Source organism: Streptomyces sp. NPDC051214, from assembly GCF_040682375.1.
GTDB lineage: Bacteria > Actinomycetota > Actinomycetes > Streptomycetales > Streptomycetaceae > Streptomyces.
The window spans coordinates 386830-403822 of sequence record NZ_JBFBAT010000006.1 but is presented as its reverse complement, the minus strand read 5'-3'; the positions used below and the strand labels follow the sequence as shown (position 1 = coordinate 403822).

Sequence of the window (16993 nt, the reverse complement as noted above, 5' to 3'; positions counted from 1 at the left end):
AGGGGCGGAGGGGGCGAAAAACTGCCCGCACCCGACCCCGGCCGCCTAGCCCAGCCGGGCCTTCAGCTCGCCCACGATCTCGTCCACCGCGACCGCGCTCTGCTCGCCGGACTCCATGTCCTTCAGCTGCACGACGCCCTCGGCGAGATCCCGCTCACCGGCGACCACGGTGTACCGCGCGCCCGAACGGTTCGCGTTCTTCATGGCTCCCTTGAGCCCCTTGCCGCCGTACGAGAAGTCCGCCGCGACGCCCGCCTTGCGCAGCTCCGTCACCTTGGAGAACAGCACCCGGCGCGCCTCGTCGCCCAGCGGCACCGCGAACACACTGGTCGCCGAGGGCAGTTCGAGCTCCACGCCCTCCGCCTCCAGGGCCAGGACCGTGCGGTCCACGCCGAGCGCCCAGCCGACCGACGGCAGCGAGGGGCCGCCGATCATCTCGGACAGGCCGTCGTAGCGACCGCCGCCGCCGACCGCGGACTGCGAGCCGAGGCCGTCGTGGACGAACTCGAAGGTCGTGCGGGTGTAGTAGTCCAGGCCGCGGACCAGCTTCTCGTCGTCCTCGAAGGCGACGCCCGCCGCCGTGATCAGCTCGCGGACCTCCTCGTGGTACGCCTTGCAGGCGTCGCACAGGTACTCGCGCAGCATCGGGGCGCCGACCAGCTGCTTCTGGACTTCGGCGCGCTTGTCGTCGAGGACCCGCAGCGGGTTGATGTCGATACGTCGACGTGTCTCCTCGTCCAGGTCGAGCTCGCGCAGGAAGTCCTGCAGCGCGGCGCGGTAGACGGGGCGGCACTCCTTGTCGCCGAGCGAGTTCAGCAGGATGCGGAACTGCCGCAGGCCGAGCGCGCGGTACGCCTGGTCGGCGAGGATGATCAACTCGGCGTCCAGAGCCGGGTCCTCGGCGCCGATCGCCTCGGCACCGACCTGCGAGAAGTGGCGGTACCGGCCCGCCTGCGGCTTCTCGTAGCGGTAGTACGAGCCCGAGTACCAGAGCTTGACCGGGAGGTTGCCCGCCTTGTGCAGGTTGGCCTCCAGGGCCGCGCGCAGCACGGAGGCGGTGCCCTCGGGACGCAGGGCGAGCTGGTCGCCGCCCTTGGTCTCGAAGGCGTACATCTCCTTGGAGACGATGTCGGTGGACTCGCCGACGCCGCGCGAGAACAGCTCTACGTTCTCGAAGCCGGGCGTCTCGACGTAGCCGTAGCCGGAGTTCTTCAGGGGCGCGGAGATCGCGTCGCGCACCGCCAGGAACTTCGCGGAACGCGGCGGGATGAGGTCGTACGTGCCCTTGGGGGCCTTGAAGGTGCTCACGGGTTTTCTCTCGTCACATTCCTCGTCGGGGAGCGTCGGCTCCCAGGCCGGCGGCCACCTGGCGCAGATACGGGTTGGTGGCGCGCTCACGGCCGATGGTCGTGTGCTCGTTGTGACCGGGCAGGACCACGGTCGAGTCGTCGAGCGGCAGGCACACACGCGCCAGCGACGCGAGCATCTCGTCGTGCGATCCGCCGGGCAGGTCGGTGCGGCCGATGGAGCCGGCGAAGAGCAGGTCACCCGAGAAGAACACCGAGGGGACCTCGGCGGACTCGGGCAACTGGAACGTCACCGACCCCTTCGTATGCCCCGGCGCGTGCGCGACGGAGAAGTCCAGACCGGCGAGCTTCAACCGGGCGCCGTCGGCCAGCTCCTTGACGTCCGAGGGCTCCCCCACGGTCAGTTCGCCGAGCAGCTGCGCGCCGAAGGAACGGCCTATGGCCTTCTCCGGGTCGCTCATCATGTACCGGTCGTCGGGGTGGATCCACGCGGGCACGTCGTGCGCGCCGCAGACCGGGACGACCGAGGCGACATGGTCGATGTGGCCATGGGTGAGGACGACCGCGACGGGCTTGAGCCGATGCTTCTTGAGCGCGTCCTCGACTCCCTCGGCGGCCTGGTGGCCCGGGTCGATGATCACGCACTCCTCGCCTGCGGCGGGGGCGACCACGTAGCAGTTGGTGCCCCAGGCCCCGGCGGGAAACCCGGCAATGAGCACGATCGTCCTTCGTTCGTAGTGCGGCGGAGGTGACCGCGCGGGATCGCGGCAGATCAGAGCCTACCGGCGCTCCCGATTCCACAGCTAACCCATATACGGTACGGGGCTAACAGAAGCGGTCATCCACGCAGAGGAGAGAGAACCCGGTGGTCAGCAACGATCAGCGGCGGCGTCAGCTCGCCCGGGAGAAGTTCTTGCGGCAGCAGCAGCGCCGGGAGGCCGCGCGGCGCAGGGCGCGGATGCGCAACGCGGTGATCGCCTCGGCGCTCGCGGTGATCCTGGCGGGCGGCGCGGTGTCGTACGCGGCAGGAGCCTTCGACGGCGACAGCGCGAGCAACGACGAGGCGAACGCGAGCCCCACCACCAAGGCGGACCCCTGCAAGAAGCCCGCGGGCGGCAAGGTGAAGCCGCTCAGCTTCAAGAAGGAACCGAAGCTCACGGTCGACAAGTCGGCCGACTACACGATGAAGCTCGCCACCACCTGCGGCGACATCGACCTGAACCTGTCGGCGGCCAAGGCCCCGCACACGGTCAACTCCTTCGACTTCCTGGCGAAGAAGGGCTACTTCGACCACACCAAGTGCCACCGGCTGACCGCGGGCGGCATCTACGTCCTGCAGTGCGGCGACCCGAAGGGCACCGGCGAGGGCGACCCCGGCTACACGATCCCGGACGAGAACCTCAAGGACAAGCGCCTGAAGGGGAACGTCTATCCGGCGGGCACGGTCGCGATGGCCAACCGGTACAACGCCGAGAAGAAGACGGGCCGGGACACCGGAGGCAGCCAGTTCTTCCTGGTCTACCAGGACAGTCAGCTCCCGCCCGACTACACACCGTTCGGGACCATTTCCGATTCCGGGATGAAGGTGCTCAAGAAGATCGCCGACGCCGGCGAGAGCACCGGCCAGGGCGACGGCGCCCCGAACGCGACGGTCGTCATCAACAAGGCGACCGTGTCGAAATCCTGACCGCCGGGAGGCAAACTTCGGACGCGCGGGATGCGGACAGCCGCCCCGCCGGTCGCCTATGTTGGCGGTGACGAAACTGTGGACGATGCCGGGGGCCCCGAGGCCCTGCGCAGGCATCATGTGGAGGAGGCGCTGTGAGCAGCGACCCGTGGGGCCGCGTCGACGAGACGGGGACCGTGTACGTGCGCAAGGCCGACGGCAGCGAGCGCGAGGTCGGTTCGTGGAAAGCGGGGTCTCCTGACGAGGCCCTGGCTTACTTCGAGCGCAAGTACGACGGTCTGGTCGTCGAGATCGGACTTCTCGAGCGCCGGGTGAAGACGACCGACCTGTCGGCCAAGGACGCCATGACCGCCATCGACCACCTGCGCCAGCAGGTGGACGAGGCACACGCGGTCGGCGATCTGGACGCCCTGAGCACGCGCCTGGACAAGCTCGTCGAGACCGTCGACGCGCGCCGCGAAGAGCGCAAGGTGCAGAAGGCCAAGCAGTCGGACGAGGCCAGGCACGCCAAGGAGGCGCTGGTCGTCGAGGCCGAGGAGCTGGCCCAGAGCGAGCAGTGGCGGGCGGCGGGTGAGCGCCTTCGTGCCCTGGTGGACACCTGGAAGGGTCTGCCGCGCCTGGACCGCAAGTCGGACGACGAGCTGTGGCACCGCTTCTCGCACGCCCGCTCGGCGTTCTCCAAGCGGCGCAAGGCCCACTTCGCCTCGCTGGACGCCCAGCGCGAGGAGGCCCGCAAGACCAAGGAGAAGCTGGTCGGCGAGGCCGAGGCCCTCTCCAACTCGACCGACTGGGGTCCGACGGCCGCGCGCTACCGCGACCTGATGACGGAGTGGAAGGCCGCGGGCCGCGCCCAGCGCGAGCACGAGGACGATCTGTGGAACCGCTTCCGCGGCGCCCAGGACGTGTTCTTCGCAGCGCGCAGCTCGGTCTTCGCGGAGCGGGACGCCGAGCAGACGGAGAACCTGAAGCTGAAGGAGGAGCTGGCCGAGGAGGCCGAGAAGCTCGTCCCGGTGAAGGACCTCAAGTCGGCGCGCGCCGCCTTCCGTACGCTCAACGAGCGCTGGGAGGCCATCGGCCACGTCCCGCGTGACGCGCGGCCGAAGGTCGAGGGCCGGATGCACGCGGTGGAGCGTGCCCTGCAGGAGACCGAGGAGGCCGAGTGGCGCCGGACGAACCCTGAGGCGCGTGCGCGTGCCGAGGGTCTGACCGGTCAGCTGCAGGCCGCCGTCGACAAGCTGGTCGAGCAGATCGAGAAGGCGCGTGCGGCGGGCAACAACGCCAAGGCCGACAAGCTCCAGAAGGAGCTCGACGGTCGCCAGGCGCTGCTCGACCAGGCCCTGAAGGGTCTGCACGAGTTCGGCGGCTGAGTTTTCGCACGCTACGTAGAGGCTACGCAGAGGGGCTCCCGTACATCGCGTACGGGAGCCCCTCTACGTAGTGGCCCGATTTACGGCCTGCGCGCCGACGTCACTCGGTACACGTCGTAGACGCCCTCGACTCCCCTGACCGCCTTGAGCACATGGCCCAGGTGCTTGGGGTCGCCCATCTCGAAGGTGAAGCGCGAGGTGGCGACCCGGTCGCGGGAGGTCTGGACGGCCGCGGACAGGATGTTCACGTGCTGGTCCGAGAGGATGCGCGTGACATCCGAGAGCAGGCGTGAACGGTCCAGGGCCTCCACCTGGATCGCGACCAGGAAGACCGAGGACTGGGTGGGTGCCCACTCGACCTCGAGGATGCGCTCGGGCTCGCGGGAGAGCGAGTCGACGTTCACACAGTCGCTCCGGTGCACCGATACGCCGCTGCCGCGCGTGACGAAGCCGATGATCGGGTCCCCCGGCACCGGCGTACAGCAGCGGGCCAGCTTGACCCACACGTCCTCGACGCCCTTGACGACGACACCGGGGTCGGCGTTGGCGCGGCGCTTGCTGCGGCTGCGCGAGGGCGGTGTGCTCTCGGCGATGTCCTCGTTGGCGGCTTCCTCGCCGCCCAGCGCCTGGACGAGCTTCTGCACGACGGACTGCGCGGTGACGTGGCCTTCGCCGATCGCCGCGTAGAGGGACGAGATGTCGGGGTAGCGCATCTCGTGCGCGAGGGTGACCAGGGAGTCGCCCGTGAGGATGCGCTGGATCGGCAGGTTCTGCTTGCGCATGGCGCGCGCGATGGCGTCCTTGCCCTGCTCGATGGCCTCGTCGCGGCGCTCCTTGGAGAACCACGCGCGGATCTTGTTGCGCGCCCGCGGCGACTTCACGAAGCCGAGCCAGTCGCGGGATGGGCCCGCGCCGGCCGCCTTGGAGGTGAAGACCTCCACCAGGTCGCCGTTGTCCAGGGTCGATTCGAGCGGCACGAGCCGGCCGTTGACCCGGGCTCCTATGGTGCGGTGGCCGACCTCGGTGTGGACCGCGTACGAGAAGTCGACCGGCGTCGCGCCCGCAGGGAGCGCTATGACGTCGCCCTTGGGCGTGAACACGAAGACTTCGTTGCGCGACAGGTCGAAGCGCAGCGACTCGAGGAACTCGCTGGGGTCCTCTGTCTCCTTCTGCCAGTCCAGGAGCTGGCGCAGCCACGCCATGTCGTTGAGGTGGTCGTCCTTGCCGCCGGCCTTCCGCGGCACGTCGGTGCGCACCTTCGAGGCGCCGGCGACGGCCTCCTGCTTGTACTTCCAGTGCGCGGCGATGCCGTACTCGGCGCGGCGGTGCATGTCGAACGTACGGATCTGGAGCTCGACGGGCTTGCCGTTGGGGCCGATGACCGTCGTGTGCAGCGACTGGTACATGTTGAACTTCGGCATCGCGATGTAGTCCTTGAACCGGCCGGGGACCGGGTTCCATCGCGCGTGGACCGTACCGAGAGCGGCATAGCAGTCACGGACCGTGTCGACGAGGACGCGGATGCCCACCAGGTCGTAGATCTCCGCGAAGTCACGGCCGCGGACGATCATCTTCTGGTAGACGCTGTAGTAGTGCTTCGGGCGTCCTGTGACGGTGGCCTTGATGCGGGCGGCGCGCAGGTCGGCCTGGACCTCGTCGGTCACTATGGCGAGGTACTCGTCGCGCTTGGGGGCGCGCTCAGCGACCAGGCGCACGATCTCGTCGTACATCTTGGGGTAGAGGATCGCGAAGGCGAGGTCCTCCAGCTCCCACTTGATGGTGTTCATGCCCAGGCGGTGCGCCAGTGGAGCGTAGATCTCAAGGGTCTCGCGGGCCTTCTTCTCCTGCTTCTCGCGCTTGAGATAGCGCATCGTGCGCATGTTGTGCAGGCGGTCGGCGAGCTTGATGACCAGGACGCGGGGGTCCTTGGCCATGGCGACGACCATCTTGCGCACGGTCTCGGCCTGCGCTGCCTCGCCGAACTTGACCTTGTCCAGCTTGGTGACGCCGTCGACGAGCAGGGCGACCTGGTCGCCGAAGTCGCGCTTGAGGGTGTCCAGGCCGTACTCGGTGTCCTCGACGGTGTCGTGCAGGAGCCCGGCCATCAGGGTGGCCGGGTCCATGCCGAGCTCGGCGAGGATCGTCGTCACGGCGAGGGGGTGCGTGATGTACGGGTCGCCGCTCTTGCGCTTCTGACCGCGGTGCCAACGCTCGGCGACCTGGTAGGCGCGCTCGATCTGGCGCAGCGTCGCCGTCTCGATCTTGGGGTCGTTGCTGCGCACTATCCGCAGCAGGGGCTCGAGGACCGGGTTGTACGGGTTCGAACGCTGGACGCCGAGGCGGGCCAGACGGGCCCGCACGCGGTTGGAGGAGCCGGAGCGCTCGTTCTTGGCCGCGGTGGGGCGGGGCGTGGGCGTCGTGCTGCCCGCGCGGGCCTCGGTGGGGGGCTTGGGGCGCGACGGCTCGACGGCCGGCCTCTCGCGGGGGCCGCTGTCGCCCGGCGTGCTCGGTGCGGACGTGCTGCTGGGGGGCGTGCTCTCCCGCTTCGCCGGCGTCGCGCCCTTGGCGGGCGGCGTGCCCTTCGCGGGCGCGGCAGCGGGTGCCGCCGCGCTCTTGGCCTGCTCTGCGGCCTTGGCGGCGGTGAGTGCCTTGGACTCGTCTGGCAAGAGGCGCTCCCTGTGCGCAATCCGGGTCCCCCGGTCAGGCCCCGAAGAACCCATGGTATCGATCCTGGACCTTCGGCTCGCCTTCAGCCCGTGAGACGGCTCACTACGGGAGAAACGCCTGAGGCGGGCGCCGGATTCCTCCGGGCCCGCCTCAGGGTGTGTGTGGTGGCTGCTCAGACGGTGAGGAGGGCCTCCAGCGGGGCGCCCTCCAGGGCCGTCTCCAGCTTGGCGCGGCCTCCGAGGAAGCCGAGCTCCATCAGGACCGCCACCCCGGCGACCCGCGCGCCCGCGCGGCGGATGAGCCGCAAAGACGCCTCGGCGGTGCCGCCGGTGGCCAGGACGTCGTCGATGATCATGACGCGGTCGTCGGCGGCGAGGTCCTCGGCGTGCACCTCGATCTCTGCGCTGCCGTACTCCAGGTCGTACGACTGGGCGAGCGTCGCTCCGGGGAGCTTGCCCGCCTTGCGTACGGGGATAAAGCCGAGCCCGGCGCGCAGCGCGACCGGGGCGCCCAGGATGAAGCCGCGGGCCTCAAGGCCGACGATCTTCGTGGCGCCGTACCGCACGGCGAGGTCCGCGAGGGCCTCGGTGAGTGCGGCGAAGGCCTCCGGGTCCGCGAGCAGCGGGGTGATGTCCTTGAACGTCACCCCGGGCTCGGGGTAGTCGGGGACGTCCCGGATGCGGCTGAGCAGCAGCTCCGACGTGCCGGCGAGCTCGGTCATCGGCGCTTCCCCGAGGGACGGCCGCGGCCCCGGCCCCGGGAGGCCGGCTGCGTGCGCGGGCCGACGACGCCGGCGGGGGCCGCGTCCTGGGGCAGGTCGTCCGGCGACTCGTCGTCGTCCTCGTCCCGTGCGGGGCTCTCCACGGACTCGCCCTTGGCCGCCGCGGCGGCGCGCTTGGCGAGGACGCGCTTCTTGAGCGCCTTCATCTGCGGCTCGGTCTCCTTGAGATCGGCGACGAGCGGCGTGGCGATGAAGATCGAGGAGTACGCACCGGCCGCGAGGCCGACGAACAGCGACAGCGAGATGTCGTTGAGCATGCCCGCGCCGAGGAAGCCGCCGCCGATGAAGAGCAGGCCGGCGACCGGCAGGAGCGCGACGACCGTGGTGTTGATCGAGCGCACCAGGGTGCTGTTGATACTGCGGTTGGCGACCTCGCTGTAGGTCCACCGCGTCTGCTTGGTGAGGTCCTTCGACTGCTCCTTCAAGCTGTCGAAGACCACCACCGTGTCGTACAGCGAATAACCGAGGATGGTCAGCAGACCGATGATCGTGCCCTGGGTGACCTCGAAGCCCACCAGTGCGTACACACCGACGGTGATCGTGATGTCGTGGATCAGGGCGATCAGCGCGGCCGCCGCCATGCGCCACTCGAAGGCGATCGCCAGATAGATCACCACGAGGACCATGAAGATGATCAGGCCCGTCCAGGCCTTCTTGCTGATCTGCTCACCCCAACTGGGGCCCACGAGGTCGGCGTTGATGGACTCGGACTTGATGTCCATGTCCTTGGCGAGCTCCGCCTTGATCTGGTCGGACTTGGCGGTGTCCACGCCTGCGACCTGGATGCGCAGGCCGCCCGAGCCGAGCTCCTGGACGACCGCGTCGTGACCGGAGGCATCTTCCGCGTACCTCTCGGCCTGCGCGACCGAGACGCTGGTCTTCGGGGTGGTGAAGACCGCCCCGCCCTCGAACTCGATGCCCATGTTCAGGCCGCGCACCGCGAGGCCGACGATGGCCGTGATGGTGATCAGGATCGAGATGCCGTACCAGATCTTGCGCTTGCCGACGAAGTCGTAGCCGACCTCACCGCGGTAGAGCCTGGCGCCGAGATTGCCGAGCTTCGACACCTCACGCCTCCTTCGGGTCGACAGGGCCAACGGAAGAACCAGTGGCACGGCGGGTGCGGCGCAGCGGCGGCTTCGCGCCGAGACGCTTCGGGTCGAGACCGGACCACTTGTGGCCGTTCGCGAAGAACTTCTTGCGCGCCATGATGGTCATCAGGGGCTTGGTGAAGAAGAACACCACGACGACGTCGAGCAGCGTGGTCAGGCCGAGCGTGAACGCGAAGCCCTGGACCTTGCCGACGGTCACGATGAAGAGCACCGCGGCCGCGAGGAACGACACGAAGTCGGAGACCAGGATGGTGCGCCGGGCACGCGGCCAGGCACGCTCCACGGCGGGCCGCAGCGTGCGCCCTTCGCGGACCTCGTCCCTGACGCGTTCGAAGAACACGATGAACGAGTCCGCGGTGATACCGATCGCGACGATCGCACCACACACCGCGGGCAGGTTCAGGGTGAAGGAGATGGCCGGGCCGAGCAGCGTCATCAGGGTGTACGTGAGGGCCGCCGAGGCAAGGAGGCTCGCGATGGCGATCAGCGAGAGGCCGCGGTAGTAGACCACCAGGTAGATGATGACGAGCGCGAGGCCGATGGCGCCGGCGATCAGACCGGCGTGCAGCTGCTCGCCGCCGAGCGCGGGGCTGACGGTGGTGACGCTCTGCTCGTGGAAGGTCAGGGGCAGCGCGCCGTACGACAGGATGTTCGCGAGGTCCTGGGCCGACTCCTGGGTGAAGCTGCCGGAGATCTCGGCGTTGGAGTTCAGCGTCGTGTTGACGCTGGGGGCCGAGGCCACCTCACCGTCGAGGACGATGGCGAACTGGTTCATCGGGGGCTGCTGCTGCGAGAGCTTGCTGGTGGTCTTGGAGAACTTCTTCGAGCCGCCGCCCGTGAACTCCATGTTGACGACCCAGGCACCGCTCTGCTGGTTGATCGTGGCCTTGGCGTCGTCGACGTCCTTGCCGTTCAGCTCCGCGGGGCCAAGAACGTACTTCTCCCACTGGCCGGCGTTGTTCTTGCCACAGGCGATGGTCTGCTCGGACGGCTTGACGCCGTCGCCGACCTTGCCGCGCTGCGCCTTGTCCGTGCAGTCGAGCTCGGTGAACTTCTTCTGCAGTGCCGCGGTGGCCGGGTCGGCGGACGGAGTGGGGGTCGGCGCCCCCTTGTCCTTGTCGCCGCCCTTGTCCGAGGCCTTGGGCGTCGGAGTCGCGTCGGCCTTCAGGCCGTCGGAGACGGCGCGGCCCTGCGGGCTGGGCGAGCCGGTGGCGGTCGGGGTCGAGGAGGACTTGTCGTCGCCCTTGTCGGTCGCCTCGGGCGTGTTCGTGCTCTTGTCGCCCTTGTCCTTGTCCTTGTCCTTGCCGGACGAGCTGGCGGACGGCTCCGGAGTGGGCTCACCGCTGGCCACCGTCAGGACCGGACGGAAGTAGAGCTGAGCGGTCGTGCCGACCTGCTCGCGTGCCTGCTTCTCGTTCGTGCCCTTGGGGATGTTGACGATGATGTTGTCTTCGCCCTGGGTCTGCACCTCGGCCTCGGACACACCCAGACCATTGACGCGGTTGTTGATGATGCTGACCGCGGTGTTCATGTTGGTCGGGTTGATCGCGCTCTTCTTCTGGCCCGGCTCGTCCTTCGCCTGGAGCGTGATGCTCGTGCCGCCGGCGAGGTCGATGCCGAGGCGAGGCGTGGTGTTCCCGGAGAGGAACATCCCTCCGGTGAGCGCCACGAGGGCGATCAGGATGAAGACCAAAGAGCGTCCCGGCTTGCCCGGGGCGCTCTGCCTTCGGCCCTTCTTGGGTGCTGCCACCTTCTCGTTCTCCCTGTCCAACCGCCCCGGCGTCCGGTGCACTGCCCCGCGCTGAGCGGGGAGTCTCCGGGTCGGGCGGCCATGAAATGGTGTCGAGACCCGTCACGAAACCACGCACTACGGGGACCGCGGCGGCGCGAGCGGCGCACCCCACGGACCCCGGTGGTGGTTACTTCGCGTCGGACTCGCCGTCGGTCTTCTTCGGCTCGGCGTCGTCGGCCTTGGGGGCGCTGTCCGCGTCCTTCTTGCCGAGGTCGATGGGCGAGTCGTCGGAAGCGTCGGCGGCGGGCTCGTCGGTCTCGGTGAGGGAGGAGGCGTCGTCCGGGACGACGGGGTCGTCCGACTTCACGGCACTGGTGCCGTGCACGATGCGGTTGTACTCGTCGTCCTCGAGGACGGCGCCCACGGAGTTCTTCGCGTAGAACGCGTGCACACCCGGAGCCACCTCAAGGAGGACGGCGTCGTCGTGAACCTCCTTGACGGTGGCGTACATGCCCCCGATCGTGCGGATGCCGGTGCCGGGCTGCATCTCATTGCGCATCTGCGCGGCCGCCTGCTGCTTCTTCTTGGCGGAGCGCGTCATCAGGAACATGGCCCCGATGAGCACGATGAAGGGGAGGAGGGTCACGATATTCACGGGACGGAGTTTCCTTCGCATGACCGCGCAGATAAGCGGCCTGATGGACGGGGGTGGGCACGCCGCCCACAAGGGCGGCATCGGCGGAGTCTAAGCGAGTCCGCACCTAACGAACAACGCTCAGCATGGCACCGCAGTTCCTGACCGGGCGAGTACGCGCGCCGTCACGCCCCGAACAGGTCCCCTTGTCCGATTCCGCCCGCCTGCCGCGGTGGAACAAGGCCGAGATGCGCCCATGCGGCGGGGGTGCCGACCCGGCCGCGGGGGGTGCGTGCGAGCAGTCCCTCCCGCACCAGGAACGGCTCGGCGACCTCCTCGACCGTCTCGCGCTCCTCCCCCACGGCGACCGCGAGCGTCGACAGGCCGACGGGTCCGCCGCCGAAGAGCTTGAGCAGGGCCTCCAGGACCGCGCGGTCGAGGCGGTCGAGGCCGCGGCCGTCCACCTCGTAGACCTTCAAGGCGGCGGCCGCGATGTCCCTGTTGATCTCTCCGTCGGCCTTGACCTGGGCATAGTCCCGTACGCGGCGCAGCAGGCGGTTGGCGATACGGGGCGTGCCGCGCGAGCGTCCGGCGATCTCGGCGGCGCCGGCCGGGTCGATCTCCACGTCGAGTAGCTGTGCGGAGCGGTGGATCACCCGCTCCAGCTCGGCGGGTTCGTAGAACTCCATGTGCGCGGTGAAGCCGAAGCGGTCGCGCAGCGGCGGCGGCAGCAGGCCCGCCCTGGTGGTGGCGCCGACCAGGGTGAAGGGCGGCAGCTCCAGGGGAATGGCGGTGGCGCCTGGGCCCTTGCCGACGATCACGTCGACGCGGAAGTCCTCCATCGCCATGTAGAGCATTTCCTCGGCGGGCCGCGACATCCGGTGGATCTCGTCGAGGAAGAGCACCTCTCCCTCCTGGAGGGAGGAGAGGATCGCCGCGAGGTCGCCCGCGTGCTGGATGGCCGGGCCGCTGGTGATGCGGATCGGGGCGCCCATCTCGGCCGCGATGATCATCGAGAGGGTGGTCTTGCCGAGGCCGGGAGCTCCGGAGAGCAGCACGTGGTCGGCGGTGGCTCCTCGGGCGCGGGCGGCGCGCAGGACGAGGTCGAGCTGCTCGCGGACCTTCTCCTGGCCGATGAACTCGCCCAGGTCCTTGGGACGCAGGGCGGCCTCGACCGCTTGATCCTCGCCGTCCGCGGACGCACCCACGAGCCGCTCGGCCGCGCCTGCCGGGGCGGTCGTGTCGTCGGTGGTCTCGTCCCAGTTCATGTGCTCGCCTCGCGATGTGGTTCAGGTGGTGTGGGGGCCGGCACGTGCTAGCGGGTGCGGTTCAGCGTCTGGAGCGCGGCCTTGAGGAGCTGGCCCACCTGCGGCTTCTCGGACGCCTCGGCCTGCGGGGTGACGGCGGCGACGGCTTCGTCGGCCTCGCGCGTCGCGTACCCGAGGCCGATCAGCGCCGCGTGCAGCTGGTCGCTCCAGCCGGAGGTGACCGGGGTGCCGATGGCGGGGCCGCCCGTGCCGAGGGGTTCGCCGAGGCGGTCCTTGTACTCCAGGAGCAGCTTCTGGGCGCCCTTCTTGCCGATGCCAGGGACCGCGGTGAGCGCCTTCTCGTCCCCGGTGGCGACCGCGCGGCGCAGGGCGTCGGGGCTGTGCACGGCGAGCATGGCCTGCGCGAGGCGCGGTCCGACGCCGCTCGCGGTCTGCAGGAGCTCGAAGGTCTGGCGCTCGTCGTCGTCCGCGAAGCCGTACAGCGTGAGGGAGTCCTCGCGGACGACCAGGGAGGTGGCGAGCTTGGTCTGCTGGCCGACGCGCAGGGTGGAGAGGGTGTTCGGCGCGCACTGGACGGCCATGCCGATGCCACCGACCTCGACCACCGCGGAATCGGGGGCGAGGGCGGCGACGGGGCCGCTGACGAAGGCGATCATGCGGTACGGCCTTTCTGTGCTGCCCGGGCTGTACGGGCGGTCGGGGCTTTCGGGGTCTTCGACGCGTGCAGGGCCGCCGCCTGCTGGAGGCGGTTCTGGGCCACGGCCTGCTGGAGGCGGTTCTGGGCCGGGGCGCGCCAGATGTGGCAGATGGCGAGGGCGAGGGCGTCCGCGGCGTCGGCGGGCTTGGGCGGTGCGTCGAGCCGCAGGAGGCGGGTGACCATCGCGCCGACCTGCGCCTTGTCCGCGCGGCCGCTGCCGGTCACGGCGGCCTTGACCTCGCTGGGTGTGTGCAGGGCGACGGGGATGCCGCGCCGGGACGCGCAGAGCATGGCCACGGCGCTCGCCTGGGCCGTCCCCATGACCGTACGCACGTTGTGCTGGCTGAACACCCGCTCCACGGCGAGGACTTCGGGGTCGTGCTCGTCGAGCCACTGCTCGATGCCCTGCTCGATGGCGACCAGTCGGTGGCCGAGCTCGGCGTCCGGCGGCGTCCGGACGACACCGACGCCGCGCATGGTCAGCGGGCGTCCGGCCACTCCGTCGACGACTCCCACACCGCACCGGGTCAGTCCGGGGTCCACCCCCAGTACGCGCATGCGCGCCCCCTCCCCTCGTCGCGGCAACGATCTTTGACTTCGGGCCAGGCTATCCGCTGCCACTGACAACAGCGGCGGGCCGGTGGACGTGTGTCCCACCCGGCCCGCCGAATCCGCTCAGCTCGCGACAGCGCTACGCGTCGACCTTCTCCATGACCTCGTCGCTCACGTCGAAGTTGGCGAAGACGTTCTGCACGTCGTCGCTGTCCTCCAGCGCGTCGATCAGCTTGAAGATCTTCCGGGCACCGTCCTCGTCCAGCTCGACCTGCATGGTCGGGACGAAGTTGGCGTCGGCCGAGTCGTACTCGATGCCGGCGTCCTGGAGCGCGGTGCGGACCGCGACCATGTCGGTGGCCTCGGAGAGGACCTCGAAGGACTCGCCGAGGTCGTTGACCTCTTCGGCGCCCGCGTCCAGGACCGCGCCCAGGACGTCGTCCTCCGAGAGACCCGCCTCGCCCTTGGGGACGATGACGACGCCCTTGCGGTTGAAGAGATACGAGACGGAGCCCGGGTCGGCCATGGAGCCGCCGTTGCGGGTCATCGCGACGCGTACGTCCGAGGCCGCGCGGTTGCGGTTGTCCGTGAGGCACTCGATGAGCACCGCGACGCCGTTGGGGCCGTAGCCCTCGTACATGATGGTCTCGTAGTCGGCGCCGCCGGCCTCGAGACCGGCGCCGCGCTTGACCGCGGAGTCGATGTTCTTGTTCGGGACCGAGCTCTTCTTGGCCTTCTGGATGGCGTCGAAGAGGGTCGGGTTACCGGACACATCGGCGCCGCCCGTGCGGGCCGCGACCTCGATGTTCTTGATCATCTTCGCGAAGAGCTTGCCGCGCTTGGCGTCAATCACGGCCTTCTTGTGCTTCGTCGTAGCCCATTTAGAGTGGCCGGACATCTGCCTGTCTCCTTCGCGTTACCCAACCAGAACGAACTCCCCCGACCCTAAGGGACCAGGGGGACCCCCGGATCCTACTAGGATCGCGCCGCCGCGTTCCCCCGCACCATCCCGACGAACAGTTCGTGCATGCGGTGGTCGCCCGTCAACTCGGGGTGGAACGACGTAGCGAGGGCGTTGCCCTGGCGCACGGCGACGATGTGTCCCTCGTGCTCGGCGAGCACCTCGACGCGCGCGCCGACCGACTCGACCCAGGGGGCGCGGATGAAGACACCCTCCACGGGGTCACCGTCGATGCCGGCGATGTCGACGGCCGCCTCGAAGGACTCTTTCTGCCGCCCGAAGGCGTTACGGCGCACGATCATGTCGATGCCGCCGAACGTCTCCTGCTCCGAGCGCGGATCGAGGATCTTGTCGGCGAGCATGATCATGCCCGCGCAGGTGCCGTAGACCGGCATACCGGCGCGCACGCGCGCGCGTAGCGGCTCCGCGAGGCCGAACAGGGTGGCCAGCTTGGAGATCGTGGTGGACTCACCGCCGGGGATGACCAGGCCGTCCACCTCCGCCAGTTCCTCGGGGCGCCGGACCGGCCTGGCCACGGCGTCCGCCGAGGCCAGGGCGATCAGGTGCTCCCGTACGTCGCCCTGGAGTGCCAGGACGCCGACCACAGGGGTGTCAGTCATCTGTGGGGTGCCCTACCAGCCGCGGTTCGCGTAGCGCTCGGACTCGGGGAGGGTGTCGCAGTTGATGCCGACCATGGCCTCGCCGAGGTTGCGGGACGCGTCCGCGATGATCTTGGGGTCGTCGTAGAAGGTGGTGGCCTTCACGATGGCGGCGGCGCGCGCGGCCGGGTCGCCCGACTTGAAGATGCCGGAGCCGACGAAGACACCCTCGGCACCGAGCTGGCGCATCAGGGCGGCGTCGGCGGGGGTGGCGACGCCACCGGCCGAGAAGAGGACCACCGGCAGCTTGCCCAGCTCGGAGACCTCCTTGACCAGCTCGTACGGGGCGCGCAGGTCCTTGGCGGCGGCGTACAGCTCGTTGTTGTCGAAGCCGCGCAGCCTGGCGATCTCGTTCTTGATCTGGCGCAGGTGGCGCACGGCCTCGACGACGTTGCCGGTGCCGGCCTCGCCCTTGGAGCGGATCATGGCCGCGCCCTCGGCGATACGGCGCAGGGCCTCGCCCAGGTTGGTGGCGCCACACACGAACGGGGTCGTGAAGGCGAACTTGTCGCTGTGGTTGACCTCGTCGGCCGGGGTCAGGACCTCGGACTCGTCGATGTAGTCGACGCCGAGGGACTGCAGGACCTGGGCCTCGACGAAGTGGCCGATGCGGGACTTGGCCATGACCGGGATGGAGACGGCCTCGATGATCTCTTCGATCATGTTCGGGTCGGACATCCGGGCGACGCCGCCGTCCTTGCGGATGTCGGCGGGGACCCGCTCCAGCGCCATGACGGCCACTGCGCCGGCGTCCTCGGCTATCTTCGCCTGCTCGGCGTTGACGACGTCCATGATGACGCCGCCCTTGAGCTGCTCGGCCATGCCGCGCTTGACGCGCGCGGTGCCGGTCTCGGGCGACTGGGTGCTGCTGGGCAGGGTGCTGGACACGGAGTTGACCTCGCTCGCTGAAGACGGGTTACTGCGCCTACGAGGAAACTCCCGGCCACCAGTCCACAGCAAGGGCCAATGGACGACCGGTGGCTCATTTTTCCCGGACGCCCCTGGTCAGCGGCTCGCCCGGTCGGCCAGCGCGACCGGCGGCTCGTCGTCCATCTCGAAGGCCATGGGGAACGGCGCGTGCCCCGCGAGGCGGAACCAGCGGACCTTGCGGTGCCGGCGCAGGGCACGGGCCGCGCGTACGGCGTCGTTGTGGAAGCGCCGGGCCATCGGCACCCTGCGTACGGCCGCGGCCAGCTCGGACGCCGCCTCGTCGCCACCGGGAGCCTCGCGCACCGCCTCGACCTGCTGCACCTCGCCGAAGATCGCCCGCAGGGCCTGGCTGAGCTCGCTCTCGGCGACCTCACGGTGCTCCTCCTCGGCCTGCCGGGCCGCGTGCGCCGCTTCGTAGAGCACGATGGAGGCCGCCGGGTCGAGCACCCCCGAGGTGGCCAGCTCCTGGGCGACCGACGCGCGGCGCAGCAACTGGGCGTCGAGGGCGGCGCGGGCCGCGTCGATGCGTGCGTGCAGCCGGTCGAGGCGGCCCGCGGTCCAGCTCAGGTAGAGGCCGATCGCGAAGAGGGCTACCGCGATCCAGATCAGTGTCGAGGTCACCGGCCCGAGGCTAGTCCA

Annotated in this window: 16 protein-coding genes; 2 read left to right on the top strand and 14 right to left on the bottom strand. The window is 69.6% G+C overall.

The genetic code is table 11. From position 1 onward, the window contains the following. Positions 1-45: 45 nt before the first annotated feature. Positions 46-1308, bottom strand: coding sequence for a histidine--tRNA ligase (gene hisS / locus AB0M70_RS18490; RefSeq protein ID WP_365821014.1), 1263 nt, complete (start codon positions 1306-1308; stop codon positions 46-48). A gap of 13 nt (positions 1309-1321) precedes the next feature. Further along, the gene (locus tag AB0M70_RS18485; RefSeq protein WP_365821013.1) at positions 1322-2026 is read right to left on the bottom strand and encodes an MBL fold metallo-hydrolase; all 705 of its coding nucleotides are present in this window, start codon (positions 2024-2026) and stop codon (positions 1322-1324) included. A gap of 146 nt (positions 2027-2172) precedes the next feature. On the opposite strand from AB0M70_RS18485, the gene AB0M70_RS18480 reads away from it, so the two are divergent. After that, positions 2173-2994, top strand: a complete 822-nt coding sequence (locus AB0M70_RS18480) for a peptidylprolyl isomerase (RefSeq protein WP_365821012.1) — start codon at positions 2173-2175, stop codon at positions 2992-2994. Positions 2995-3128: 134 nt separating this feature from the next. Continuing rightward, the gene (locus tag AB0M70_RS18475) at positions 3129-4361 is read left to right on the top strand and encodes a DUF349 domain-containing protein (protein WP_365821011.1); all 1233 of its coding nucleotides are present in this window, start codon (positions 3129-3131) and stop codon (positions 4359-4361) included. Positions 4362-4441: 80 nt separating this feature from the next. On the opposite strand, the gene AB0M70_RS18470 is transcribed toward AB0M70_RS18475, so the two are convergent. The 12 genes from AB0M70_RS18470 to AB0M70_RS18415 form a co-directional block, all read right to left on the bottom strand. Further along, entirely contained in the window at positions 4442-7027 is a 2586-nt protein-coding gene (locus AB0M70_RS18470) for a RelA/SpoT family protein (protein ID WP_365821010.1), read from the bottom strand. 173 nt (positions 7028-7200) lie between these two features. Continuing rightward, positions 7201-7749, bottom strand: a complete 549-nt coding sequence (locus AB0M70_RS18465) for an adenine phosphoribosyltransferase (protein WP_365821009.1) — start codon at positions 7747-7749, stop codon at positions 7201-7203. Further along, positions 7746-8876 carry a protein translocase subunit SecF gene (gene secF / locus AB0M70_RS18460; RefSeq protein WP_365821008.1) on the bottom strand — a complete coding sequence of 377 codons (1131 nt, stop codon included), beginning with the start codon at positions 8874-8876 and terminating at the stop codon, positions 7746-7748. The genes AB0M70_RS18465 and secF overlap by 4 nt, the downstream gene beginning before the upstream one ends. Position 8877: 1 nt before the next feature. Further along, a complete protein-coding gene (gene secD, locus AB0M70_RS18455) occupies positions 8878-10671 on the bottom strand; it encodes a protein translocase subunit SecD (RefSeq protein ID WP_365821007.1) in 1794 nt (597 codons plus the stop codon). Positions 10672-10840: 169 nt separating this feature from the next. Beyond that, positions 10841-11308, bottom strand: a complete 468-nt coding sequence (gene yajC / locus AB0M70_RS18450; protein WP_365821006.1) for a preprotein translocase subunit YajC — start codon at positions 11306-11308, stop codon at positions 10841-10843. Between the two features lie 164 nt (positions 11309-11472). Next, positions 11473-12555 (bottom strand): Holliday junction branch migration DNA helicase RuvB, encoded by a 1083-nt coding sequence (ruvB, locus tag AB0M70_RS18445; RefSeq protein ID WP_365821005.1) that lies wholly within the window; start codon positions 12553-12555, stop codon positions 11473-11475. Positions 12556-12602: 47 nt separating this feature from the next. Next, entirely contained in the window at positions 12603-13211 is a 609-nt protein-coding gene (gene ruvA, locus AB0M70_RS18440) for a Holliday junction branch migration protein RuvA (protein WP_365821004.1), read from the bottom strand. Further along, positions 13208-13810 (bottom strand): crossover junction endodeoxyribonuclease RuvC, encoded by a 603-nt coding sequence (gene ruvC / locus AB0M70_RS18435; RefSeq protein ID WP_365821003.1) that lies wholly within the window; start codon positions 13808-13810, stop codon positions 13208-13210. The genes ruvA and ruvC overlap by 4 nt, the downstream gene beginning before the upstream one ends. Before the next feature lie 133 nt (positions 13811-13943). Next, on the bottom strand, positions 13944-14702 hold the full coding sequence (locus AB0M70_RS18430; RefSeq protein WP_365821002.1) for a YebC/PmpR family DNA-binding transcriptional regulator: 759 nt from the start codon (positions 14700-14702) through the stop codon (positions 13944-13946). 77 nt (positions 14703-14779) lie between these two features. Then, entirely contained in the window at positions 14780-15385 is a 606-nt protein-coding gene (gene pdxT / locus AB0M70_RS18425) for a pyridoxal 5'-phosphate synthase glutaminase subunit PdxT (protein WP_365821001.1), read from the bottom strand. A 12-nt stretch (positions 15386-15397) separates the two neighbouring features. Beyond that, positions 15398-16312: a pyridoxal 5'-phosphate synthase lyase subunit PdxS gene (gene pdxS / locus AB0M70_RS18420; protein ID WP_365821000.1), complete on the bottom strand. Its 915-nt coding sequence runs from the start codon at positions 16310-16312 to the stop codon at positions 15398-15400. Positions 16313-16429: 117 nt separating this feature from the next. After that, a complete protein-coding gene (locus AB0M70_RS18415; protein ID WP_365820999.1) occupies positions 16430-16975 on the bottom strand; it encodes a hypothetical protein in 546 nt (181 codons plus the stop codon). Between the last annotated feature and the right edge of the window lie 18 nt (positions 16976-16993).

Bases quoted from the DNA above. Each gene is read 5' to 3' on its own strand.
- AB0M70_RS18465 (WP_365821009.1), bottom strand. From the start codon at position 7,749: ATGACCGAGCTCGCCGGCACGTCGGAGCTGCTGCTCAGCCGCATCCGG.
- ruvB (WP_365821005.1), bottom strand. From the start codon at position 12,555: ATGAACTGGGACGAGACCACCGACGACACGACCGCCCCGGCAGGCGCG.
- ruvA (WP_365821004.1), bottom strand. From the start codon at position 13,211: ATGATCGCCTTCGTCAGCGGCCCCGTCGCCGCCCTCGCCCCCGATTCC.
- ruvC (WP_365821003.1), bottom strand. From the start codon at position 13,810: ATGCGCGTACTGGGGGTGGACCCCGGACTGACCCGGTGCGGTGTGGGA.
- AB0M70_RS18430 (WP_365821002.1), bottom strand. From the start codon at position 14,702: ATGTCCGGCCACTCTAAATGGGCTACGACGAAGCACAAGAAGGCCGTG.
- pdxT (WP_365821001.1), bottom strand. From the start codon at position 15,385: ATGACTGACACCCCTGTGGTCGGCGTCCTGGCACTCCAGGGCGACGTA.